This is a genomic window from Micromonospora sp. ALFpr18c, assembly GCF_008868155.1.
Lineage (GTDB): Bacteria > Actinomycetota > Actinomycetes > Mycobacteriales > Micromonosporaceae > Micromonospora.
The window spans coordinates 1-22281 of record NZ_WBKR01000043.1; the positions used below are offsets into that span (position 1 = coordinate 1).

The 22281-nt window shown below is 74.0% G+C and carries 20 protein-coding genes; 19 read left to right on the forward strand and 1 reads right to left on the reverse strand.

Annotation, left to right across the window (positions count from 1 at the left end):
• Nucleotides 1-708: hypothetical protein (locus tag F8271_RS10850; RefSeq protein WP_151489574.1), on the reverse strand; the 708-nt coding region annotated here is incomplete at its 3' end.
• A gap of 232 nt (nucleotides 709-940) precedes the next feature.
• Between F8271_RS10850 and mptB the strand changes: the two genes are divergently transcribed.
• The 19 genes from mptB to F8271_RS10945 all read left to right on the forward strand — a co-directional run bounded on the left by mptB (nucleotide 941) and on the right by F8271_RS10945 (nucleotide 22220).
• Nucleotides 941-2374 carry a polyprenol phosphomannose-dependent alpha 1,6 mannosyltransferase MptB gene (gene mptB, locus F8271_RS10855; RefSeq protein WP_151489575.1) on the forward strand — a complete coding sequence of 478 codons (1434 nt, stop codon included), beginning with the start codon at nucleotides 941-943 and terminating at the stop codon, nucleotides 2372-2374.
• Nucleotides 2371-3588: a glycosyltransferase 87 family protein gene (locus tag F8271_RS10860; protein WP_151489576.1), complete on the forward strand. Its 1218-nt coding sequence runs from the start codon at nucleotides 2371-2373 to the stop codon at nucleotides 3586-3588. Before mptB ends, F8271_RS10860 begins: the two co-directional genes overlap by 4 nt.
• 65 nt (nucleotides 3589-3653) lie before the next feature.
• A complete protein-coding gene (locus tag F8271_RS10865) occupies nucleotides 3654-4103 on the forward strand; it encodes a ribonuclease domain-containing protein (RefSeq protein WP_225854410.1) in 450 nt (149 codons plus the stop codon).
• A gap of 67 nt (nucleotides 4104-4170) precedes the next feature.
• Nucleotides 4171-4536, forward strand: coding sequence for a barstar family protein (locus F8271_RS10870; protein WP_151489577.1), 366 nt, complete (start codon nucleotides 4171-4173; stop codon nucleotides 4534-4536).
• Between the two features lie 146 nt (nucleotides 4537-4682).
• Entirely contained in the window at nucleotides 4683-5675 is a 993-nt protein-coding gene (locus tag F8271_RS10875; protein WP_151489578.1) for a hypothetical protein, read from the forward strand.
• Nucleotides 5676-5779: 104 nt separating this feature from the next.
• Complete coding sequence (locus F8271_RS10880; protein ID WP_151489579.1) at nucleotides 5780-6949, forward strand: hypothetical protein; 1170 nt, start codon at nucleotides 5780-5782, stop codon at nucleotides 6947-6949.
• 17 nt (nucleotides 6950-6966) lie between these two features.
• Nucleotides 6967-7395 (forward strand): hypothetical protein, encoded by a 429-nt coding sequence (locus F8271_RS10885; RefSeq protein WP_007460824.1) that lies wholly within the window; start codon nucleotides 6967-6969, stop codon nucleotides 7393-7395.
• A 29-nt stretch (nucleotides 7396-7424) separates the two neighbouring features.
• Complete coding sequence (locus F8271_RS10890) at nucleotides 7425-7679, forward strand: hypothetical protein (protein WP_151489580.1); 255 nt, start codon at nucleotides 7425-7427, stop codon at nucleotides 7677-7679.
• Nucleotides 7680-7681: 2 nt separating this feature from the next.
• A complete protein-coding gene (locus F8271_RS32345; RefSeq protein ID WP_192580240.1) occupies nucleotides 7682-10888 on the forward strand; it encodes a hypothetical protein in 3207 nt (1068 codons plus the stop codon).
• A complete protein-coding gene (locus F8271_RS10900; RefSeq protein WP_151489581.1) occupies nucleotides 10885-12366 on the forward strand; it encodes a hypothetical protein in 1482 nt (493 codons plus the stop codon). The genes F8271_RS32345 and F8271_RS10900 overlap by 4 nt, the downstream gene beginning before the upstream one ends.
• Before the next feature lie 2 nt (nucleotides 12367-12368).
• The gene (locus tag F8271_RS10905; RefSeq protein WP_151489582.1) at nucleotides 12369-12869 is read left to right on the forward strand and encodes a hypothetical protein; all 501 of its coding nucleotides are present in this window, start codon (nucleotides 12369-12371) and stop codon (nucleotides 12867-12869) included.
• Entirely contained in the window at nucleotides 12869-13516 is a 648-nt protein-coding gene (locus tag F8271_RS10910) for a hypothetical protein (RefSeq protein WP_151489583.1), read from the forward strand. Before F8271_RS10905 ends, F8271_RS10910 begins: the two co-directional genes overlap by 1 nt.
• Nucleotides 13513-15540, forward strand: a complete 2028-nt coding sequence (locus F8271_RS10915) for a hypothetical protein (RefSeq protein ID WP_151489584.1) — start codon at nucleotides 13513-13515, stop codon at nucleotides 15538-15540. The genes F8271_RS10910 and F8271_RS10915 overlap by 4 nt, the downstream gene beginning before the upstream one ends.
• 10 nt (nucleotides 15541-15550) lie before the next feature.
• Entirely contained in the window at nucleotides 15551-15874 is a 324-nt protein-coding gene (locus F8271_RS10920) for a hypothetical protein (protein ID WP_151489585.1), read from the forward strand.
• Nucleotide 15875: 1 nt separating this feature from the next.
• Nucleotides 15876-16379: a hypothetical protein gene (locus F8271_RS10925; RefSeq protein WP_151489586.1), complete on the forward strand. Its 504-nt coding sequence runs from the start codon at nucleotides 15876-15878 to the stop codon at nucleotides 16377-16379.
• Nucleotides 16372-17808: a baseplate J/gp47 family protein gene (locus tag F8271_RS10930; RefSeq protein ID WP_151489587.1), complete on the forward strand. Its 1437-nt coding sequence runs from the start codon at nucleotides 16372-16374 to the stop codon at nucleotides 17806-17808. Before F8271_RS10925 ends, F8271_RS10930 begins: the two co-directional genes overlap by 8 nt.
• A gap of 11 nt (nucleotides 17809-17819) precedes the next feature.
• A complete protein-coding gene (locus F8271_RS10935) occupies nucleotides 17820-20162 on the forward strand; it encodes a hypothetical protein (protein WP_151489588.1) in 2343 nt (780 codons plus the stop codon).
• 13 nt (nucleotides 20163-20175) lie between these two features.
• Entirely contained in the window at nucleotides 20176-21303 is a 1128-nt protein-coding gene (locus F8271_RS10940) for a hypothetical protein (RefSeq protein WP_151489589.1), read from the forward strand.
• 137 nt (nucleotides 21304-21440) lie between these two features.
• Nucleotides 21441-22220, forward strand: coding sequence for a BTAD domain-containing putative transcriptional regulator (locus tag F8271_RS10945; protein ID WP_151489590.1), 780 nt, complete (start codon nucleotides 21441-21443; stop codon nucleotides 22218-22220).
• Nucleotides 22221-22281 lie beyond the last annotated feature (61 nt).

Here is a 22281-nt window from a genome sequence, read left to right on the forward strand (position 1 = left end):
TGCCTGGTCGGTGGGGGGTTCGGCGTGGTGGTGCAGGAGTTCGGTGATCCATCTTGTGGCTTCGCGATGGGCGTTGAGCAGGTGGTGCCGGGCGTCGGCCACGTCCTGGTCGTCGGCGTCGTCGCTCAGGATGGCCATCCATCGTCGACTCAGCTCCTCGGCGTACCGGGCTTTGCGTAGCTGCTCGTCGAACTGGTACTCCAGCTTGACCATCCGGTCGACGTGCGGCTGAAGTGCCGGCATGATCCGTTCGTCGAGGCGGACGGCGGCGTCGGGTCGGCAGGTGATGACGACCTCGCCCCGCTCGTAGGACCACTCCGGTTCGTCGGCGAGCGCCTGCTGTAACGCCACCTCCAGATCGCCCGCCCGGTGCGGCGGCAGGTCCCGGGCGGCGTCGGCGGCGAGCCGGGTCAGCCGTTGGATCGCGTTGGGCTGGAAGTACTGCACGTACCAGCTCAGCACCTCGGACCGCAGGCTCGCCGGTGACGACCAGGCGAACGTGGCGCGGATGTGGAACGAGTACACGTAGCCCCGGGCGGGGACCGTGATCAGTCGGGGCGCGTCGCGCTGTTCGACGAGCGGGCCGGAGGGCGTCGGGCCGGCCGCGGAGCCGACGGGTGCCTCGTCCTGGAGTGCGGCGACCAGCCGGTCCCAGCTTCGCGCCCACCACCGCCAACCGCGGACGCTCACGTCGCGGGCGACGGTCATCCCGCGGATGCCCCGACGTCGCCACTGGTCCGCGGGTCTCGGCCTCCCATCGGGGGCGTCCGTCATGGCACCCCTCCACGGTCACGGATCCGCACGTCACGCTAACAACCGGTGACCGATATGCCCGTCGCCACGCCGGCACGGCACGGGCCGACCCGGAGGACACCGCGCCGTCGCCTGAAGATCGTCGAGCGGTCGTGTGCCGGTCAGTCGGGGGCGACATCCTGCCCGGGTGCGCACACTGCCGACCGTCGTCGCGTACCGGCTGCTCGGGGGAGCCGGTGCCACCCTGGTGGCGTCCGCGGGCCTGGCGGCCGGCGCGCTGCCGGTCGGCGCGCACGCCGCCTGGTGGGGCGCGCTGCGGCAGCTCGCCGGGCCGGGGCTGCTGTGCGGGTACGCCGGACTGACCCTGCTCACCGCCGCCTGGTGGTGGGCCGGCCGACAGCCGCACCCGCCGGAGGTCGGGCGGCACCCGCACCCACCCGAGCAGGGGGTCGGCCGGCGTTCTGCGGCGGTGACGCTGGCGTGCTGGGCGGGGCCGTTGCTGGTGGCGCCGCCGTTGTTCAGCCGCGACGCGTACAGCTATCTCGCGCAGGGCGCCATGGTGCTCGCCGACGTCGACGTGTACCGCCACGGTGTCGCGTACCTCGGCGGGGCTCTGGCCGCCGAGGTGCCGCAGATGTGGCAGCAGACGCCCGCGCCGTACGGACCGGTGTTCCTCGCGTTGGCGGCGGTGGTGACCGGTGCGAGCGGCGGCACGCTGGTGCTGGGCGTGCTGGGGTTGCGGGTGGTGGCGCTCGCCGGGGTGGCGCTGCTGCTGGTGTACCTGCCCCGGCTGGCCCGGCACTGCGGCGTCGACCCGGCCGCCGCGCTCTGGTTGGGGGTGCTCAACCCGCTCGTCCCCCTGCATCTCGTCGCCGGCGCGCACAATGAGGCGGTGATGCTGGGGCTGCTGGTGGCGGGGCTCAGTCTCGCCTTCGAGCACCGTTACGGCGCGGCCACGGTGCTGGTGACCCTTGCCGCGCTGGTCAAGGTGCCGGCGGTGGTCGGGCTGCTGGTCGTCGTGTCGCTCGCCGCGCGGCACCGGGCGCTGCCGGCCTCGGTGGCGCGCACCGCCGGCGTCGCGGTGGGCACCGCCGCCGTGGTCACCTGGGCCACCGGCATCGGGTACGGGTGGATCGGCGCCCTCGGCACACCGATGTACCGGCACAGTTGGTCGGTCTCCAGCGCGCTGGGCAGAGTGGCGTCGCGCACGACCGGACGGTTGGGCCTGCACCTGGGCGACGCCCCGATGCGGCTGTGCCTCGCGCTGGGCGTCGCCGCCGCACTGGCCGTGGCGGTCGCCGCGTGGTGGCATCGGCGGCGGCTCGGTCCGGCGTACGCGCTGGGTCTGGTGCTGGTGGCGGCGGCGCTGCTGGGCCCGGCGACCCGGCCGTGGTACGCGCTGTGGGGCCTGGTGGTGATCGCGGCGTCGGCGCCGCACGGGTGGGCGCGGCCGGCGGCGGCGTCCGGCGCGGTGGTGCTCGCGTTCGTGGCGCTGCCCAGCGGTTTCGGCCCGGACGCGGCGCAGGCGGCGCTGGCCGTCGGCGGGGTGCTGCTCGGGCTGCTGGTGGTCGGCTCGCTGCGCCTGCTGAGGCCGATCGCCCCGGTGGAGGTGGCGCGATGAGCGCGACCCGGCTGCGGGTGGCGACGGTGGTCGGGCTGGTGACCGTGCTCGCGGTGGTGATCGCGATGGTGCCCGGGCATCGGGGCTGGTTCGACGTCGGGGTCTACCACGGCGCGGTCGGGCACTGGGCGCGCGGCGGTGACCTGTACGGGTGGACCACCCACAACGGGTACGGCTTCACCTATCCGCCGTTCGCCGCGCTCAGCATGCTGCCGATGGCGGCGCTGGCCTGGTATCCGACGATCGTGGCGCACCTGCTGCTCACCGCGCTGGCCGTGGCGTTCCTGCTGCACCTGCTGGTGGACCCGCTGGCGCGGCGGTACGGGTGGAGCCGCTGGTACGCGCTCGCGCTGACGTGCTGCCTGCTGGCCGGGCTGAACCCGGTACGGGACACGGTGAGCTTCGGGCAGGTCAACCTGCTGCTGGTGGCGCTGGTCTACCTGGATCTGTGGTTGTTGGAGCGGGGCAGTCGACTGGCCGGCATCGGGACCGGGCTGGCCGCCGCGGTCAAGCTCACCCCGGCGGTCTTCATCGGGTATCTGCTGGTCACCGGGCGGTGGCGGGCCGCGGGCACGGCCGTCGGCACGGCGGTCGGCGCGACCGTGCTCGCGGGCGTGCTCGCCCCCCAGGCGACCCGGACCTTCTTCACCGAGGCGCTCTGGGACACCGAGCGCGTCGGACGGTTGGAGTATGTGGCGAACCAGTCGCTGCTCGGCCTGGTCGCCCGGCTCGATCCGGCGCACCCGGACCGGCGACTGTGGCTGGTGCTGGTCGTCGCCGTGCTGGCGGTGTGGGTGGTGCGGGTCCGCCGGGCGGTGCGGCGGGGCGACGAGCGGGCCGGCTTCGCGGTGACCGGTGTCGCCGCGTGCCTGCTCAGCCCGGTCACCTGGGTGCACCACCTGGTGTGGCTGGTGCCGGGCCTGGTGGTGCTCGTCGCGTCGACGCTGCCGTGGCCGCCCTCGGATCGGGTGGCGCGGCGACGGTTGTACGCCGCCGGCGTCGCGTACGTGGTGCTCTGCAGTGGGCTGGTCTGGGTGTTCAGCAACGGCTGGGCCGGGCCGGTGGGGTTCGTCGGCGTGAACGCGTACCTGTGGGTGAGCATCGGCATGCTGGTGCTCCTTCCGGTCGGGCGGGCCGGGGGAGCGGATCATCCGGGGTTCACCGAGCATTGTGGAGCAGTTGGGCCGCCGAGGGGTGTCGGAGCCGACCGGTAGCGGTGAGACTGGGTCCGATCCGACAGTGAAGCGGATCGATGGATCGAATGGTCTGGAGGCAGCCTGTGTCCACCCTCGTGTCCCCGCTGGCCACGCTCGGCGCGATCCGCCGGCGTACCACCACTCTCGCCCTGCTGCTCACCATGGTCGCCGCCGCGCTGGTCGGCCCGTCCGTGGTGGCCCCCCGGTTGACCGACTCCGCCTCGGCTGCGGTCTACAGCTCCTGCACGATCAGCCGCTGCGCCGACGCACGCGCCGCCCGCTCCGGATGGTCCGCGAAGGGCTTCCCGACCAGCCGCGGCTGGTACTCGTGGAGCGGCGGACTGTCCAACTTCGCCGGCGGCCGGTTCTACAACTACGAGGGACAACTGCCCACCAACGCCACCTACTACGAGTACGACGTCTACCCGCGTACCCAGGGCGCGGCCCGTGACGCGTACCGGATCGTGGTGAACCGCAGCACCGGCGCGACCTGGTTCTCGCCCAACCACTACACCGACTTCTACCGGCTCTGAGCGACCGGGGCCGGCCGGTGGCGGCCGGCCCCGCGCGGTCACCCCGGGTCAGAACAGGAGGTACGCGATGGTCGACGGGGACGATGGTCGGAGGGGCGCTTGGCTGATCGTCGGCCGCGACGGCGACCTCGACGAGCCGGGTGCGGTGGTGCTGCCCGCAGCGGCGACCCGGACCCGGGCCGGTCTGTTCGCCACGCTGACCGCCGCGCTGGCCCTGCCGGCGTACCTGGGGGACACCTGGGATGCCCTCTCCGACGTGCTGCGGGACCGGCTCGACGCCGGCCCGCTCACCCTGCTGATCACCGACGCCGGCCACCTGCTGGTCGACGAGCCGGCCGATCAGTACGCGCTGCTGCTCGCCGTGCTCGGCGACGTGGCCGCCACCGCCCCGCACCCGATGCGCGTCGTCCTCGACGAGGCCGCGCCCTGCTGACGAACGACACGCCTGCCGCGTCGACTCGCGCCCGCCCCGGCGGCGGCCGATGGCTGTGTCGGTGCTCAGTTCCCGACAGTCGGAGCCTCGTGCGGGCACGGTGACGGTGGCGGTGACGCTCGGGTGACGGCTCCTTCGCGATCCTCGTGCCGAGCCGGGCGGAACGCACCGGCGCGGGCAGCGAGGAGGCCGGTGCGGTGGACTTCGTCGACGGGGTGCTGGTGCGGTTGGCCGATCCGGGCACCCGCGCCGCCGTGTTCGACGACGCGTCGCTGGCCCACCTGGTCGAGGCCGCGTACGACACCGAGGCGATGCCGGTCGCGCCACCGTACGCGGCGGTGTTCGACGAGCTGACCCTCGGCTTCGCCGCCGCGCCGGTGACCGTGGCGGAGGGGGAGTGGCTGGGCTCCGGCGGCACCACCCGCACCGAGCTGCGCGTACGCCTGCACGGTCTCGGCGGCTCGGCGCTGCGCATCGACGCCCTGTGGCGGGGCAGCCTGGTGGTGCGGACCAGCACGGCCCGGGACCGGGTCGAGGACGTCGACGTGGCGGTACCCGCGTTCGACGTCGACCCGCAGATCATCGCCGAGCTGGGCGCGTTGCCGGCCGACCCGGCGGCCCTGGAGACCGAGCGCCGGACCCGGCTGGTGGCCCGGCTACGCGCCGGACTGCACCAGCCGGCCGCGTTCACCGACTCGCACCTGGACCGGCTGCTCGCCGGCGTCGGCGCCGCGAACGCCGGTGACCTGGTGGCGCGGATGCGCGGGCAGGCCGCCGGGGCCACCGTGAAGCTGCGATACGCCGCCGCGCCGGCGGCCCCGCCGACCCCGCGTCCGCTGCCGTTCGCCGCCGCCGTACTGGTCCGCGACAAGGGTTTCTCCCTGGCCGACCTGCTCGTCGAGACCCGTCTGGTACGGGCCCGCGCCGAGGAGTTGGGCCTGGACGTGCCGTCGCCGGACGACGTCCGGCGACGACATCGGGTGATCGCCGTCTGGGTGGTGCCCATCGAGACGTTCGACGACGACGGCTGGCCCGGCGGCGACACCGGCACCGACGCGCAGAAACGGGCCGCCCGCTTCGCGCGGGCCGGCCAGTGGCTAGCCGGCAGCGGCATCGGGCTCGCCGCCCTGCCGACCTGAGACGCCCGGCCGCCGGCACGAGCAACGGCCGGCAGCCGCCCCAACCACCGCAACGGCCGGCAGCCGCCCATCGACCGAGCAGCAACCTTCGTCCGGGAGGACCCGTGGCACCGACAGCAGCATTCCCGTTCATCGAGGTCCGGATCGTGCCGCCACCGGCGCCGCTGGCCCAGCGCTCGCCGGGCGTCGTCGCCGTGGTGGGCAAGGCGCCGTCCACGGCCGACGGCGGTTCGGCGCCGGCGAACACGCCGGTCCGGATCGAGACCCTGGACGACGCGGTCACCAACTTCGCCCGCCGGCAGGCCGGCAGCGTGGTCCGCAACGCCCTCTACAACTCCCTCGAACTGGCGTTCCTGCAGGACCCGCGCCCGGCCAAGGTGTACGGGGTGAAGGTGGCCGGCGACGACTACGCCGCCGCGCTGAGCGGCCTGGAGGCCGCCGACGACGTGACCATGGTGTCGCTGGCCAACGAGTCGACCGTCGGCAACCCGGCCGGCGCCGGCGCGCCCACCGGGCTGCACGCGCTCAAGGCGCACGTGGAGACGATGTCCGCGGCCGGCCAGCGGCGGATCGGTTTCGCCATGGTCAATCCGGCCACCGAGAAGGGCCCGACCTACGTCACCGACATCACCACCGCGGCGAACCCGCTCAAGAGCAGCACCAGCCGGATGGTGATGATCGCCGCCCGGGGGGCGGACGGCGACGCGGCCACCGCCGCGATGGCGGCCGTGGCCGGGCTGCCGGTGCACCACAGCATCGTGCTGAAGAAGATCCGCGGGGTGGCCATCCCGGTGGCCAAGCAGTACAGCCCGGCGGAGATCAAGGGCCTCTCCGAGGCCAACCTCACGCCGATCATCGATCCCACGCTGATCACCGGGGAGAGCCTGCACTTCGCCGACGGTCGGCTGTTCACCTCCGACGCGAGCCTGCTGCACGTCGACCTGGTGCGCACCCTCGACCAGATCGAGTTCATGCTGCGCGCCGGCCTGATCGGCCTGGTCGGCGACGCGCGGATCACCAAGCCGGGGATGACCCTGCTGAAGACCCAGGTGGACGGCATCCTCGGTCCGCTCAAGCGGCAGGCGGTGATCGACGACTACCAGATCGAGATCCCGGTGCTGGACATCCTCGGCATCCCCGAGGTCGCCCGTACCGCCACCGACACCTCGATCGTCACCGCCGCCCGGGCCGACCGCACCGTCGACCTGGTCGTCACCGTCACGTACGGCCCGGCCGTGAGCCGCCTGCTGGTCACGCTCGTGGCCAAGTTCTGACCCGGAGGAACCAGACCATGGAGTGGAAGACCCGCCTCGCGGTGCAGTACACCAAGGGCACCGAGACCGTGCTGATCAGCCCGATCGACTCGTTCAGCCCGTCCTTCTCGCTCAACGTCGAGGCCCTGCACTCGTGCGAGGTGACCCACCTGGGCGCCATCCACGCGCCGGTGTCGATGAACTTCACGATGACCGTCAAGGCCATCGGGGACGTCGCCGGCCGGCTCACCAAGCTGGCGCTCGACGGCGAGCTGTTCGACATCGCGCTGCTGGAGCACACCGGCGACGACTGGTCGTTCTCGTCGTTCGTGCTGCGGGACTGCCTGATCACCAGCGCGACACCGACGACGGCCACCATCTCGGGCGCACCGGCGGCGACCTTCAGCGGCTTCAGCCTGGCCGCGTCGGTCGACCCGAAGACCGGCGACCCGTCCGTCCTGCCGTGACCCCACCCACGACTGACCGGAGGTAGCAGATGGCGACCGGTGCTGGCCGTGCCGCCCGGGTCACCCGTACCGGGCTGGCCCTGGTGCACGCGGGTGAGCTGGTGCTGCCGGCGGCCGGCAGCGAGGCGGAGGCCGAGCAGGTGGCCGAGGACGACCGCGCGGTCATCGCGTACCACTTCCCGGTGGAGATCGAGGTGGTCGCGGCCGGCGGCGCCCTCGACGCCGACGCGCTCGCCGACCTCGCGCTGGCCCGGCTCGCCGCGCACCTGGACGGGCGGTCCTGACAATGGCCATCTCGGTGCACGTGCCGGTGCGGATCCGGCTGGACGCCCGGTCGGTGACCGCGCGACCGGAGGTGGTGACCGAGGCGCTCGCCGCGGCCCTGACGCGCGCCCTGGAACGCTCCCGGCGCGAGGTGGTCGCGCCCCGTGGCGGCTACCTGGAGGTACGCACCGAAGCACCGGAGTTCCGCTGGACCGGCGCGGCGGTGGCGGGGGTGTCCCCGGACGAGCGGCGGGCGTTCGAGGCCCGGCTGCGCCGGCGCGTCGACGAGGTGGTGACCGCGGCGCGGCTCGATCCGGGGCTGCCCGCCGGTGTGGCCGTGCCGCTGAGCCGGCCGCCGAGCGAGGTGTTCGACGCGTCTCGGATGCGTCACCTGCTGGCCGTCTACCGGGTGCCGTCCTACGACGACGGTGGTGACGCCGCCGAGGTGCCGGTGGACGGCGACGATCCGCCGCCGGTGACCTACCAGTGGTTCCTGCGGCCGGCCACGTATCTGGTCGGTCACTTCGCCGAGCTGGCCCGCGAGGCGGTACGCCAGCACGGTGGTCTGCCCTCGGGCGCCCCCCAGGGGATCATCGCCCGGGTGGTCGGCTCCGACGGACGCCAGGTCTGGGCGATCATGGTGACCACGACTCCACTGTCGGTGCTGACGTTCGACACGTTCGGCGAGACGGTGTTCCGGGCCACCCCGCAGCCGCATTTCGAGGTGGAGGCGCGGGTGCCCAGCCCGCAGCCCGGGACTGTGCAGCGCCGGCCGGTCGCCGACCGGGTCGCCCTGGTGGCGGTGGTGGACGACGAGCTCAGCGCCGACATCCGGCAGCGCCTACGGACCGCCCAGCCGCGCGGTGAGACCACCAGCGTGGCGGAGTACGAGGCACAGCTCGAGCGCGCCGTCGACGCGGAGGTGAACCGGCGGGTCGACGCGATCCTCGCCTCGGTGGGCGGGTCCACACCGAGCAGCCTGGTGGTCGTCCGCGTCGGCGGGGTGTCCCTGCTGCTGGTGAGCACCGCGGAAACCGAGGAGAACCTGCACTGGACCGGCACGGCGAACCTGCTGCCGATCAGCGTGGAGCAGCACCCGACCACCGCGGCGGACCCGAACGCGCCCGCGGGCGGGGGCATCGGCGACGGCACCGGCACGGGCTCGGGCAGCGGTGGCGGGTCCGGCTCGGGCACCGGCAGTGGACCGGGCGGCGCCGGCGTCGGCACGGGCACCGGCCCGGGTGGTGGCGCCGGCGGCACCGGCGACGGCACCGGTGGGGGACGCCGGGGCGGATTCGTGTTCGACCCGAGCAGCCCGAGCGCGCCGGCCGGCGTCGAGGGCAGCCGGTTCCCCGTCGTGGCCGGTGGACACTCCGCGATGCCCGCGTGCGCCCCGCTCAACGGCGAGCCGGAGTTGGACGCGCTCGGCCCGGACGGCGACGAGCTGCGCCGGCTCATGGACGACATCGCGTTCCGGCTGCAGATGGGCGAGCCGTGCCGCTACCCGGCGAACTTCTGCCTCCAGGCCGCCGCCGTGCTGCGCGGTCGAGCGGCGGCGATCAGCCTGCTGGTCGGATCGGCCGAGCGGGAGGCGTTCACCCGGCCCGTGCCGGAGGGCACCGGCCGGCTCGGGCCGCTGGACTTTCGGCCGGTCGCCTCGCCCGCCGTGCAGGTCCTGCGCCACCTGGCCGGGGTCGTGCCCCGCCTGGACCATCTCGCCCGACTGGTCATGGCTCGCTACCGCCAGCCCGAGCACTTCGCCCGGATCCGCGGCGGCTGGATCGACTCGTCGGCGTCCTGGAACCTGCACTTCGTCCAGGCGCTCAGCCCGGCCGTCAAGGGCGCCGTCGGGCAGCTGTTCATCGTCGGCAGCCAGGCCATGCTGGTGCAACTGCTGCTCAGCTCCCGCAGCGGCATCAACGCCCGGATCGCCAACTTCGAGCGGTACGCGCCGATCTTCGAGCGGCTGATCGTCTCCCAGCTCACCGACTACGCCGAACTGCAGGGCCTGCGTGAACGGCTACGCCGCCACGAGGCCGCCCGGTGGACCCAGGAGCACACCGACGTCGGCGGCGGCGCCCTCGCCACCGTCAGCATGGCCAACCCGTCGACCGCCTGGTACGGGGCCGCCCGTGCCATCTCCACCGCGTTCCTCGCCGCCGAGGCCACGCTGACCAGCCCCGGCGCGGCCGGTGAGATCGTCGAGCGGGACGGCACCACGCGGATCCGCGACTCGCACGCGGTGCTCTGGACCCTCGCCGAGATCGAACAGGCGCTGGTCATCCAGCGCGGCGAGGCCGAGGGCGTGGACCCGTTGGTCAAGCAGATCACCGACGTGCCCGACGTGCTGGCCCGCTTCGCCGGCGACCGCTCGGCCATCCGCGACGAGCTGTGGCGGGTGCTGCACGACATGCAGCGCAACAACACCGAGATGCTCGGCCGCGCCCGCGCCGACGCCCGCTTCGCCTTCCGGTCCAGCCGGATCAGCGAGCACATCCCGTCGGCCACCATCCCCGGTGGACAGTTCGCCCTGCAGGGCATCCACCTCGTCACCCACCAGCAGATCGGCGAGTTCTTCGGCGGCAACCTGTACTACGCCACCGGCACCGACAGCCTGTTCAACACCGAACTGGGCCGGGAGGCGCTGACCGGGATCGGCATCATGGTCGGGATCATCGCGCTGTCGGTGCTCTGCCCACCGCTGGGCTTCGTCGTCGGGGTCGCCGTCGCCGCCGTCGACGTGGCACACGCCCACCAGCGGGCCCGCCTCTACGAATCCCTGCTCGACCCGGAGCTGGTGCTCACCCGCACCGAGGTCGAGGTCGAGCTGTTCGCCGCGTACCTCGGGCTGGCCATGTCCTTGATCCCCGAGGCCGGCACGATCGGCGGCGCGGCCGTGCGCGGCGGCCGGGTCGCCCTGCGCTTCGGCGTCCGCGCGGGGCTGCGCGCCGCCCGGGGGTACGTGGTCCGCCGGGTCACCCGCCAGATCATCGAGGCGGCCTCCCGTGACCTGCTCCAGGCGTTCCTCACCGAGATCCTGCTCAACGAGGTGCTGGAACGGGTGGTGCAGAAGCTGATGGAGCCGGTGCTGGCGTACGTGGAGCGCGAGGCGATGCTCAGCGGCGCGGTCGGTGGCCCCGAGGGTGCCCGGTTCATCCTCATGGTGCTGGACTCGCAGCACGCCGGTGCCGCCACCGGTGGGCCGCGCGTCCCGGTGGTGCGGCCGTGACCGGGCCGCGCCGGTTCCGTGCCGGCCGGTTCCTCGACGCCGCCGCCGTGCACGCCGCCGCCGACGCGAACCCCCGGCTGCGCCGGTTCATGCGGACCATCGCGGAGCACAGCGAGGCCGGCGAGGTCCGCTCGCGTCGGCTGCTGGAGCACCTCATCCGCCGCATCGTCGACGACGTCGGTGACCTGCACCTGGGCAACGCGCTCAACCGGCTGGAACGCATCGCCGTGCTGCGGGACAACATCGCCGCCATCCTCGATCACGTGCTGGAGGGCGGCACCCTGCCCGAGGGCGTGCGGGTGGCCACCCTCGGCGAGTACTTCGACCAGCTCAGCACCGAGATGCGGGAGCTGAGCCGACCCCGCGAGGGCATCGTCGGCGACGCGCCGCTGCGACTGGCCGACGGCGCCGCCGCGTACGCCGACTCGCTGCTGCGCGACTTCGACGCCGGCGGCGGCGCGGCCGGCCGGCACGTCGAGCCCACCGCGATCGTCGGCGACGCGTTCCGGGCCATGCCGGCGGACCGGCAGGCCGCGCTGCGCCGTGCCGCCGAGCTGGAACCGGCCGCGCTGTGGCACGCGGTGGCCGCCGAGTCCGAGGCCGGCAAGCGGGCGGCCGTCGCGGACCTGGAGACCCGCCTCGGCGGTCGGCTCACCCCCGACGAACTGGCCCGGCTGCGCACCGCCGTGGACGATCTCGGGCGGGCCCGCTCGCGCGGCCTGCAGATGGGCGACGCCCGCCTCGCCCAGGCCCTCGCCCGCATCGCCGACCCGGATCTGCGCGCGCTGGTGGCCGGCACCGGTGACGTCTGGCTCACCCAGCAGCTCGCCGTGCACAACCCGGAGGCCCTGGCGACCCTGTGGCGGCGCTTCCGCGAGCGGGGCGGACGCGCCGACGACAGCGCCGGCTTCCGCGCCTACCTGCGCCACGACATGGTCACCTACGGCCGGGGCGTACTCGGCGAGTACAGCGCCGCCTTCTCGCTGAGCAGCATCGAGCTGTTCCTCAAGGGACCGGACGCCAACGTCAAGGTCGCCGGCACCGACCTCGTCGGCATCGGCCACGACGGCTGGGTCTGGCTCATCGACGACAAGTCGCACCGCGCGTCCAGCGTCGGCGGGGTCAGCGCGCTCACCGACAACCTGGTGACCAACCTGCGCCGCGACGCGGCCGACTTCCGCGACGCCATCGCCCGACTGCACCGCGACGACCCCGGCTTCACTCCCGACCCGCGCATCCTGGACGCGATCTCCCGGATGGAGGACGCCGCCGCCGAGATCGACCGGATCAACCGGCGCGGCTCCGCGTCCACCCGGCCCGCCCGGATCAGCGCGGCACTTCAGGAGCGCCGGCTGCGACTGCGGGTGACCAGCGCCGCCGGCGAGGTCCGCGAGATCACCCAGGCGCTGCGCGACCTGGGCCTGGCCGTCGAAGCCACCGGTACGCCGGTGCCGCTGCCACCCACCGGAGGGCGCTGATCATGGCCATCACCAGCAGCTTCATGCGCTACGGCACGGTGCCGTCGGCGATCATCAGCGACGGGGTGCTGCCGATCCCGCTCTGGGCCGTCACCGCCATCTCGCTCGCCCAGACCTACCACCTGCCGCCGATCGGCTCCACCGCGCACAAGGCCATCGTGGCCACCCACGACGACACCATCACGCTGACCGGGGTGCTCGTCGGCGCGGAACGCTACGCCTGGAAGTTCGCCCTGGAGACGATGGCCGAGGCGAGCAAACGCGGCACCGCCCTCGCCGCGTACTCCGGCGGACGGTTCGGCGGGCTGATCCTCGTCACGTCGATGACCATCCGCACCGACATGCAGGTGCAGTCACTGACCTTCAGCGCCTCCGCCGCCCGCCGGGACGTCCTGGACACCACCATCACCCTCGTCCACGTGCCCCGTCCCAGCCTGCTCGGCAAGCTGCTCGACGTGGCCAGCATCGGAGTCGGCGCGCTCGCCGACGGGTTGGGCAACTGATGCCACCGTTCCCGATCGACCGCTACCTGCTACCGGAGACACCCGTCGAGGTGCCCGACGGGTTCACCGAGGTGCGACAGAGCCTCACCGCCGGCCTGCCGCACCGCGTCGAGCTGGGCGCCGGCGTGCACGCCGTGCTGATCCTGCCCACCGGGCTGGCCCGGCAGTGGCTCGCCACCGACCCCCTGGCGGTGGTCAGCACCTCCGCCGACGACCTGGCCCCGCGACCCGCACCGGCGGCCACGCCCCGGCCACCCGCGCTGGTCGGTCGGGTGCCGCTGCGCCTGGTCGTCCGCCAGGGCACCCGGATCCTCGGCTCGGTGCCCCTCGCCGCAGGCCTGCGCCGGGTGTGCCCCGACGCCGGCCCGTCGAGCGTCACGCCGTCCGCACCGGTGGCCGTCGAGGTGGTGGTGCTCGCCTGGCTGCTGCACGCCGGGACGGTCCGCGGCTCCGGCGACTACGGCTCGTCGCTGACCCTGGCCTGGCGGCCCGCCGACCGCGCGGCGGACCACTTCGGTCCGCCACCGATCAACGAGTTCGTCTGGCGTCGACGCCCACCCGCGCAGCGCGTCGAGTCCGAGCTGGGCCCCGGCAAGCTGCGCTACCGCTACCTGCTCGACAAGAAGATGCGGAGGGTGCTGCGATGACGCTCACGCCGTTCCAGAGCGGCCAGGTACGCCAGGGCGCGGTCGGCAACGACGCCGGCTGGACGCTGACGCTGCACCGGGAGACCAGCACCGGGATCAGCCCCGACGCGGCGCTCACCCTGTCCAGCGCCGACTACTACGCGGCCATCGACGCGGCACTGCCCGACGGGCTCGGCCCCGGCGCGTACACGATCACCGTGCAGGGGCTGATCGACGAACACTTCGCCGCGCTGCGCACCGCCGAGGGGCAACCGCCGCTGGTGGCGAAACTGCACCTGTACTGGCGGGACGCCAACACCTCGGTCGGCGCGTTCTTCACCAACCTGGTCGGCGTCAACGCCGGCCCGACGCCGGCCGAACTGACCCAGGCGCTGGTCGCCGTACTGCGGGTGACCAAGGTGCGCCGGCTCACCGGCGAACGGACGTACGACACCGAGCTGACCCTCGTCGAGCAGGCGTACGCGCGCCTCGGGCAGCGGGTGGCCGAGCGGTTCGAGGCGGCGAACTTCAGCGCCGCGGTCCGCGCCATCGCCCAACGGACCAGGGTGGACATCGCCACCTGGGGCGCCAACCCGGACGGCACGATGACCTCCGGCGCCACCGAGGCGGCCGGCGACGAACGGGTCGCCTTCGGCACCGGGCTGCTCTACCGCGCCGCCCTGGAGCGCATCGGTGGCGCGCTGCAACAGTCCCTCAACGCGTACGGGCGGGGGATGCTGCTGATCCGCGACGGCACCGTGCACGTCGGCAAACGCCCGATCCCGTACCCGCAGGGGGAGCCGAAGCCGCTCACCCTCGCCACCGGCCTGCTGGAGTGCACCGAGAACGGCGGCCAGGACACCGACCCGTACGCGGCCACCGAGGCCGGCGGCACCGCCGCGCCACGCCGCCGGGCGTGGACGTTGACCCTCAAGGGCCGCCCCGACCTGAAGCCCGGCGACCTGGTGCGTTTCGACCCACCGGCGACCGACGAGGCCACCACGCTGGGCAGCATCGGCGCGGCGCTGCTCGGCTCGTTCGCGGCGCCGTTCGCCCCGTCGACCGGGGAGCTGGGCGCGGGGGCGACGCTGCTCTACCTCAGCGCCGCACGGCACACCCTGTCGCGTACCGCCGGGTTCGTCACGGTGGTGCAGGGCGTCGAGGTCACCTCCGGCGCGCAGGCGTGGGACAGCTGGAGCGACGCCTCCGGCGTGGGCACCGCCGAGCCGGCCGGCCCGGCGTCGTCGCCCGGGGTGGCCGCCGCCGAGGCGGTGCGCCGCGCGGCCCGGGCCGCCCGGGGCGAGACGCGTGGCCTGGAGATCGGCGAGGTACGCGCGGCGGCCACCAACGCCAGCGGCGCCGTCGAGCCGCCCGCCCAGACCGAGACGGTGTGGGAGGGGCTCGCTCGGCCGGACGGCCGGCCCAACGGCGCCCGCCGCCTGCCGGTACGCCGGGAGCAGCCCGCGCCGCTGCCCGGCGTGACCTACCTGACCCCGTTCGCCTGGGGCGGCTGCGGGCTGATCCTGCCCCGCTACCCGGGCACCAGGGTGGCGTTGGCCTACCGCAACGGCGCGCCGGACGACCCGGTGGAGGTGGGCGCGCTCTGGCCCACCGGGCACGCCCCGGTCTCCGAACCGGGGGACTGGTGGTTGTCGCTGCCGGTCGGGGTGGCCAGCAGCAGCCGCTCGTCGATCGGTGACACGGTGGTGCCCGCCGACCACGACGGCAAGGTGACCCACGACCTCACCGACGCCGACGGCAACCGGGTCATCGAGCTGGGTGAGCTGACCGTGCGGGTGGGCCGGGCGCAGCTGCACGGCCGGGGTCAACGCCCGGAACGCGCCGACGAGGCCGACAGCATCACCATCGAGCACGCCGCCGGCGGTTCGTCGATCGTCATGAAGCAGGACGGCTCGATCACCATCACCGCCACCCGGATCGACCTGGACGCCGGCAACGGCGCGGTGAACATCAGCGGCGGCACGGTCAGCATCGCCGCCGACGACGTCGACGTCCAGGTCAGCAACGCGATGAACGTCCACTGAGGAGAGCGACATGGCATTCGTGCTCACCACGTCGAGCAACGTGCACTGCCCCAGCCAGGGCACGGTCACGCCGGCCGGGCAGTCGAAGCTGACGGTGGCCGGCACCCCGGTGGTCCGCCCCGACGGCATCACCGGCAAGTCGGTGACCGGGTGCACGATCACCGACAGCAGCTCCACCGTGCAGTGCAAGAACGTCATGTCGGCGTCTGGTGCCGCGCAGAAGCTGCACGTCGCCGGCGTCGGGGTGGCGCTGGACACGCTCAGCGGCGCCACCAACGGCAGCACCTCCGGCCTGGCCGCCACCGCCGGGCAGAGCACGCTGAGGGCGGTCTGAGATGGATCGCACCGAACGGGAACGGCAGGCCGCCCAGCGCCGCTACCTCGGCTGGGGACTCGCCTTCGAACCCACCATGCCGGGGGTCGACCTGGCCCGCGACGTCGTCTTCGACGACGGCCCGAACGGCCGGGTGCTGGCCCTCGTCTCCGGCACCGGCAACGTGGCGCAGAGCCTCGCGGTGGCGCTGACCACGTTGCGCGGCTCGAACGTCTTCGACGCCACCTTCGGCTTCGACGGGCTCAACGCCCTGGCCGAGCAGACCGAACCCAACCTCGTCCGCGAGCAGGTCCGCATCGGCATCATCACGCTGCTCGACCGCGACCCCCGCGTCCGCAAGATCGTCGACGTGAACCTCGACGACGGCCGGCTCGGCGCGGGCCGTGCCGACGACGCGGCGGCAGCCGCACTGCGGTCCTCTCGCACCCTGCAGGTGCAGGTCCAGTTCGAAACCATCACCGACGACCGGCTCTCGGTGCATCTCGGGGAGCTGCCCAGTGTCTGATCCCACCCTCCCGGCCGAGCTGGCCGACGTCCTCGCCGTCGACGCCGCCGCGCTGCGGGCCACCGGCTCGACCGGCTTCGGCATCGTCGAGAGCGGTTTCGTGCCGAAGTCCTTCGCCCGGCTGCTCGCCGAGAAGCTGGCCACCGCCCGGCTGCTCTTCGGCGACGACATCGACCTGACCAGCGGCGCGGTCCTGCGCAAGGTCCTCGAACTGGCCGCCCTGGAGGACGCCCGACTGTGGGCGGCACTCGGCGCCGTCTACGACAACTCGTACGTGGTGTCGGCGACCGCCGACGCGCTGACCCGCCTCGGCGAGGAACTCGGCATCCCCCGGCCGTACCTGCCGGCGCGGGGCACCGTGAAGCTGACGCTGACGGCCGCGCTGCCCACCGGCCGAACCCAGCTCACGCTGCCCCGGGGCGCCCGGCTCTCCACGCCCGGCGGGCACCACGTGGCCCTGGACGAGACGGTGGTGCTCTCCGCCGCCGTGGGCGAACGGGTACCGGCGGTCGCCGCGTTCTACCCCGGCCCGGCGCACAACCTCGACCCGACCCAGGCCAGCCAGAAGATCGACAGGTGGAACCGGGCCGACACCCTGCTGGCCGACCTGGACGACGCCGAGCAGGCCGCCGGCGCGGAGCTGGTGGAGATCACCCACACCGTCGCGCTGACCGGTGGGGAGCAGCAGGTCTCCGACGCCCGCTACCGGCAACTGCTGCTCGCCGCGCCCCGCTCCATCTGGACGGCCGAGGCGATCGGCCTGGCCGTGGCGACCGTGCCGGGCGTACGCCAGGTGCAGGTCTTCGACGGCCGGGGCGGGCTGGACCTCAACCAGTCCATCTTCGGCAACTTCACCTTCATCGAGCGGGTGTTCAGCACCGAACGCGACCTGGGCAATCCGTACTACGTCACGGTCCTCGTCGCGCCGACCGCCGCCGCCATCTGGGACGGCCCCGACGGGCTGCACGCCGCCGTCGAGTCGGTCATCGAGGACCTGCGCCCGGTGGGCATCTTCGCCTCGGTGGACCGGGCCGACGAGGTCGGCATCGGCGTCGAGGCCGACCTGGTCGTCCGGGGCCTGCCGCTGCCCACCGGCTCGACGGAGACGGTGAACGCCTCCACCGCCGCCACCGAACTGCGCGCCCGGCTGCACGCCCGGCTGCGCCGCTACGTCGACGAACTGCCCTTCGGCGAGCCGGTCCGGGCCGCCGAGGTGATCTGGACGCTGATGAACGAGCCGGGCGTCGCCGACGTACGGGAGCTGCGGCTGGTCCGCTTCCCGGCCGACTCGGCCGTGGTGGTGACCGGCAGCGCGCCCACCGGCGACGGGGTGCAACGGCTGCCGGTCGGCGACAACGCGGTGCTCGCCGCCAACCAGGTGCCCGTCTACGTCGACCGGGACGATCCCCGGCCGTTCCGGATCGTCTGAGCGGAGGCGCGATGACCGACATCCGGGTGCCGGTGGACGGCGCCGACCCGTCCGTTGAACGCAACCTCGTCGACCAGCTGGAGGGCCCGTACCCGGGCACCGTCCGGCGGGTCGTGGTGCCGCTGGCCGGCACCGGCGCCGCCGCGGTGGACTGGACCAGTCGGCACCCGCTGCTCACCGTCGTGCTGCGCCGTGACCTGGTCGAGGAGACCGTCCGGGTGACCGTCACCGTGGACCCCGGCGGCACCGGTGAGCGGGTGCTGCCACCGGTGGTCTTCGCGCCCTGGTCGGCCGCCGGGGCGTCGGTGCCCGCGTACGCGCCGGACACCGCCGACGAGCCGCTGGTCGCGCCGTTCACCGTCGCCGTGACCGCCGAGCGGACCGTCGACGCCGCCGCCACGACGGTCACCGGGACGGCGCTCACCGCCCTGGCCGAGCTGGCCGTGGTCGAGGGCAACCTGGGCCGGCTGCTCTACCTGATGTCGTACGAGAAGCACCGGCTGCGTCGCGCGGCGCGGGAGGTGCACGCGTACCGGACCCTGGCGCACGCCCGGCGCGACGCGCTGGACCGGATCGGCGCGGACGTCGGGGTGGCCCGCTTCGTCGACGAGCTGGTGCACGAGCCGGCCAGCGGCGAGGTGTACGCCCGGCGGCTGGCCGCCCCGGCCCACGAGCCGGACGCCGCGTACGCGCACCGGCTCGGCCTGTACCGGCGGTTCCTGCTGCCCACCCCGGGGGCGGTGCGCCGCCTGCTCAACGGCCCCGGCGCGGACACCGACCCGAACGCCGGACTCTTCGCCGACCTGCCCGGCGGCGCCCGCTTCACCCTGCGCGAGGACGACGACCGGTTCGCGGTGGCGATCCGGCTGGTCGCCGTCGGCGATCCGCAGCACCGCACCAACTTCCTCGCCCACCTGCGCCGCGATCGCCTCGTGCTGCCGGCGAACACCCCGCCGAACAACACCGTGCACGCCGGGCGGGCGCTGCCGGCCAGCCGGTTGGCCGAGGTCACCGCGCTGCGGGCCAGCCTGCGCCAGTCGTACGCCTTCGACAGCGCGCACGCGGTGGCGCCGCCGCTGGCCGCCGCGCTGGACCGTGCCGGGCGGGTCTGCCGGGCGCTCGGGTCGTCCATCGTGTGGCAGGTGACCCGCGCCCAGGACGACACCGGTGGCAGCCGCTACGAGCTGGGCCTCGGCGTCGACGTCAGCTGGCCGACCCCCGCGCAGGCCACCGACCTGCGCAACCGGGTGCTGGACACCGCTCGTACGGTCACCGCCGACCGGACCGCCGAGGCGTTGATCGCCGCCGCGCGCGCCGCCGGTGTGCCCACGGTGGCCGCCGACGGTGAGCTGGCCTGGCTGTGGCGGGTGTGCGGGGTGCAGACGGCGCACCGGATCAGCACCACCAGGATGTACCTGTCGCACCTGCCCACCCGGGGGTTGGCGGTGACCGCGCCGCTGAGCGCGGCGGTCGGCGCCGACACGCCGGTCGAGGCGCAGTTCCACGCTCCCGGTGACCCGGGTGGCAACGCGCTGCTGCTGGCCGGGTTGACCGCCGCCGCGCGGGCCTGGACCGACGCCGGGGAGCCGGCCTGGACGCCGTTGACCGACGCGGCGGCCCGGACCCGGTGGGCGGCCGTGCCGACCCGGCCCGCCGGGCAGCCCGTCGATGCGGCCCTGGCCGCCGCCGGTCTGCCCGCGGTACGGGATCCGGCGCCGGTGGTGGCCGCGCTCAACCGGCTCCCCGACGAGCTGGTGGAGACCATCGAGCTGCCGGCCGCGCTGGCTGCCGCGTTGATCGCCGGTCAACCGGCGGCGGCGGACCGGTTGGCCCGGCTGGTCGGCCTGCTGCGCGACCAGCACCTCGCCGCCGCGCTGCCGCTGGTCGACACCGGCAACCGGGTGCTGCTGGTGTGCGGTGTGATCGGGCTGCCGCAGGCCGGGCTGAACCTGGCCGAGCGGCGGGCCACCGGGTTCCGCTGGTACACCGTGGGGCTCGGCGGCGGCACCGCGGAGATCAAGGCGGTCGGCGCGCGGACCACGCTGCGGCCCACCCACGCCGGCCTGGTCGCCGTGGTGGCGCTGTCCTACGTGCGGACCGGCCGGACCGACCCGTACGAGTTCCGGGTGGAGCTGCCCGATTCGGTGGCGTTGACCCTGGCCCAGTACGAGCGGCTGATGAACGCGCTGATGCGGGTCTGCCCGCTCGGCGTGGAGATCAACACGTTCGGCATCCGGCGCGACCACGTCGACCTCGACGCCGACGGCACCGCCGAGCCCCTGCGCCCGGCGGTGGCCCGCACCTTCCGCACCTTCCAGCAGCGCCGGCACCGCGGCGTGTACGACCAGCTCTGAGAGGGACACCACCATGGCGAGCGAGATCAACTACGACGGGATGACCGTCACCGAGCTGTACGAGACGTTCACGCGGCACGGCATCCCGGCCTCGGACGCCAGCGTGCTGGTCTCCTCCTGGATCTACGAGAACGTGGGCACCGCGAAGCGGGTGTTCAGCTACGCGGAGCCGTTCCCGGCGGTGGAGCCGGGCTGCGCGCCGCCGCCGTTCGCCCGGACCTTCGCGCACACCGACTGGGTCGACGGCGAGGACGTCGTCCAGGCCGGGCAGACGCCGGGGGAACAGGGCTTCAACGAGCGGTTCCACCGCATCGAGCACGACCTCGACCACCTCGGCACCGACCTGGCCAAGGCGTTCACCTGCATGGCCGCGATGCGGGTGAGCCTGCGCCGACTGCTCGACGAAATCCGCGCCGAGATCAACCGCCTGCACTCGACGGTGCACGAGAACAAGGTCGTTCCCGGCCCGTACACCATCGAGCAGATCCCGAACTACATCGGCGCTCTGGACTTCGGCAAGTACATGGGCACCACGATGTTCCTGGACAAGAAGGTCAGCATCTGGCAGACCAAGGCCGGCACCATCGTGCTGCCCGCCGTGGAGACCCTCGGTGTGGATGTGGTCGCCGGGCCGAAGGTCCGCGGCGCCGCCTATCTGGACCGGTACGCCGTCGAGACCCCGGACGTCCGGCAGCGCTTCCCGCGCGAGGTGAAGCTCGTCGAGTTCGTCCGCTTCTTCGGCGAGGACGAGGTGGCCGACGGCCGGACGGTCCGCGACGTGCTCAAGGTGCTGCCGGCGGACAGCAGCTACCCCAGCCTCGACGCGATGTTCGCCGAGGTGAGCGAGCGGGAGGCGGCGATCGTCCGGACCACCGTCGGCGCCCAGTCGGCGGTGGCCGCCGCCCTCGGCATCGAGTCGGAGCTGGAGAACGTCGGCGACGCCGACATCGCCATGCTCGCCGGGGTGCCGACCAGGGCCCGCGCGGCGCTGACCCGCGCCGGGATCGGCACCCTCGGCAAGCTGGCCGAGGCGCCCGCCGAGCGGGTGCTCTCCATCATGAAGGAGGCAGGGGTACGCGCCGAGGTCGGCGACGCCGCCGAGTGGACCTCGTACGCCCGGACGCTGAGCAAGCTTCGCTGAACGGTCGGCGGCGACTCCGGCGAACGGCTGATCCACACCGCTCGCCGGGTCGGTGTGACGACACTGCGCTGGTGCGCGAACCGTCCACACCCGAGCGTGGAACTGCCACGGGGCGATCGGGTGCGAGAGGCGCATGCATGCATGTTCACGAGGTGACGCACGACCTGCACTCCGGGGTGAACGAGGCCGCCGCGGGGCAGCCGCCCCGGTACGCGTTGCGGCTGCTGGGCGGGTTCGGGCTGGAACGCGACGGGCGGGCGGTGGCGGTGCCGCAGGGCGCCCGCCGACTGCTGGCCTACCTCGGGGTACGGCCGCGCTGTGCCCGGTCGGAGGCCGCCGGCACGCTCTGGCCCGGCTCGCACGAGGACCGCGCCCGAGCGAACCTGCGCACCATGCTGTGGCGGCTGCACCGGGTCACCCCCGAGCCGCTCGTCGAGGAGCAGGACCGGCTGACCCTGGCCGCCGGGGTGACCAGCGACGTGGCCACCCTGACCGCGGCGGCGGCGGCCCTGCTGACCGGCGTCACGCCGGTGGACGCCGCGCCGGACGTGTCGGCGCTCGGGACCGGTGAGCTGCTGCCCGGCTGGTACGACGACTGGGTGCTGACCGAGCGGGAGCGGCTCCGGCAGACGCGGCTGTACGCGCTGGAGGCGCTCGCGGAGCGGCTCACCGCGCAGGGCCGCTACAGCGAGGCGGTGCAGGTGGCGTTGACCGCCGTGCAGTTGGAGCCGCTGCGGGAGAGCGCCACCCGGGCACTGATCGCCGTGCACCTGGCCGAACGCAACATCAACGAGGCGGTACGGCGCTTCGAGCTGTTCCGCGCCGACCTGGGCCGTGAGCTGGGTGTGGGGCCGACACCCTGGCTGGAGCACCTGGTGCGGGCCGGCACGGCCGGTGCCACGGTGCCGCATCCCTGATCGACACGGTGGACGGGGCCGGCGGTGCGGGTGGTGCCACCCGCACCGCCGGTCACCCTGG

Excerpts from the sequence above, each read along its gene's own strand:
- F8271_RS10860 (WP_151489576.1), top strand. The coding sequence starts at position 2,371 with ATGAGCGCGACCCGGCTGCGGGTGGCGACGGTGGTCGGGCTGGTGACC.
- F8271_RS10870 (WP_151489577.1), top strand. The coding sequence starts at position 4,171 with ATGGTCGACGGGGACGATGGTCGGAGGGGCGCTTGGCTGATCGTCGGC.
- F8271_RS10885 (WP_007460824.1), top strand. The coding sequence starts at position 6,967 with ATGGAGTGGAAGACCCGCCTCGCGGTGCAGTACACCAAGGGCACCGAG.
- F8271_RS10890 (WP_151489580.1), top strand. The coding sequence starts at position 7,425 with ATGGCGACCGGTGCTGGCCGTGCCGCCCGGGTCACCCGTACCGGGCTG.
- F8271_RS32345 (WP_192580240.1), top strand. The coding sequence starts at position 7,682 with ATGGCCATCTCGGTGCACGTGCCGGTGCGGATCCGGCTGGACGCCCGG.
- F8271_RS10905 (WP_151489582.1), top strand. The coding sequence starts at position 12,369 with ATGGCCATCACCAGCAGCTTCATGCGCTACGGCACGGTGCCGTCGGCG.
- F8271_RS10910 (WP_151489583.1), top strand. The coding sequence starts at position 12,869 with ATGCCACCGTTCCCGATCGACCGCTACCTGCTACCGGAGACACCCGTC.
- F8271_RS10915 (WP_151489584.1), top strand. The coding sequence starts at position 13,513 with ATGACGCTCACGCCGTTCCAGAGCGGCCAGGTACGCCAGGGCGCGGTC.
- F8271_RS10920 (WP_151489585.1), top strand. The coding sequence starts at position 15,551 with ATGGCATTCGTGCTCACCACGTCGAGCAACGTGCACTGCCCCAGCCAG.
- F8271_RS10925 (WP_151489586.1), top strand. The coding sequence starts at position 15,876 with ATGGATCGCACCGAACGGGAACGGCAGGCCGCCCAGCGCCGCTACCTC.
- F8271_RS10935 (WP_151489588.1), top strand. The coding sequence starts at position 17,820 with ATGACCGACATCCGGGTGCCGGTGGACGGCGCCGACCCGTCCGTTGAA.
- F8271_RS10940 (WP_151489589.1), top strand. The coding sequence starts at position 20,176 with ATGGCGAGCGAGATCAACTACGACGGGATGACCGTCACCGAGCTGTAC.
- F8271_RS10945 (WP_151489590.1), top strand. The coding sequence starts at position 21,441 with ATGCATGTTCACGAGGTGACGCACGACCTGCACTCCGGGGTGAACGAG.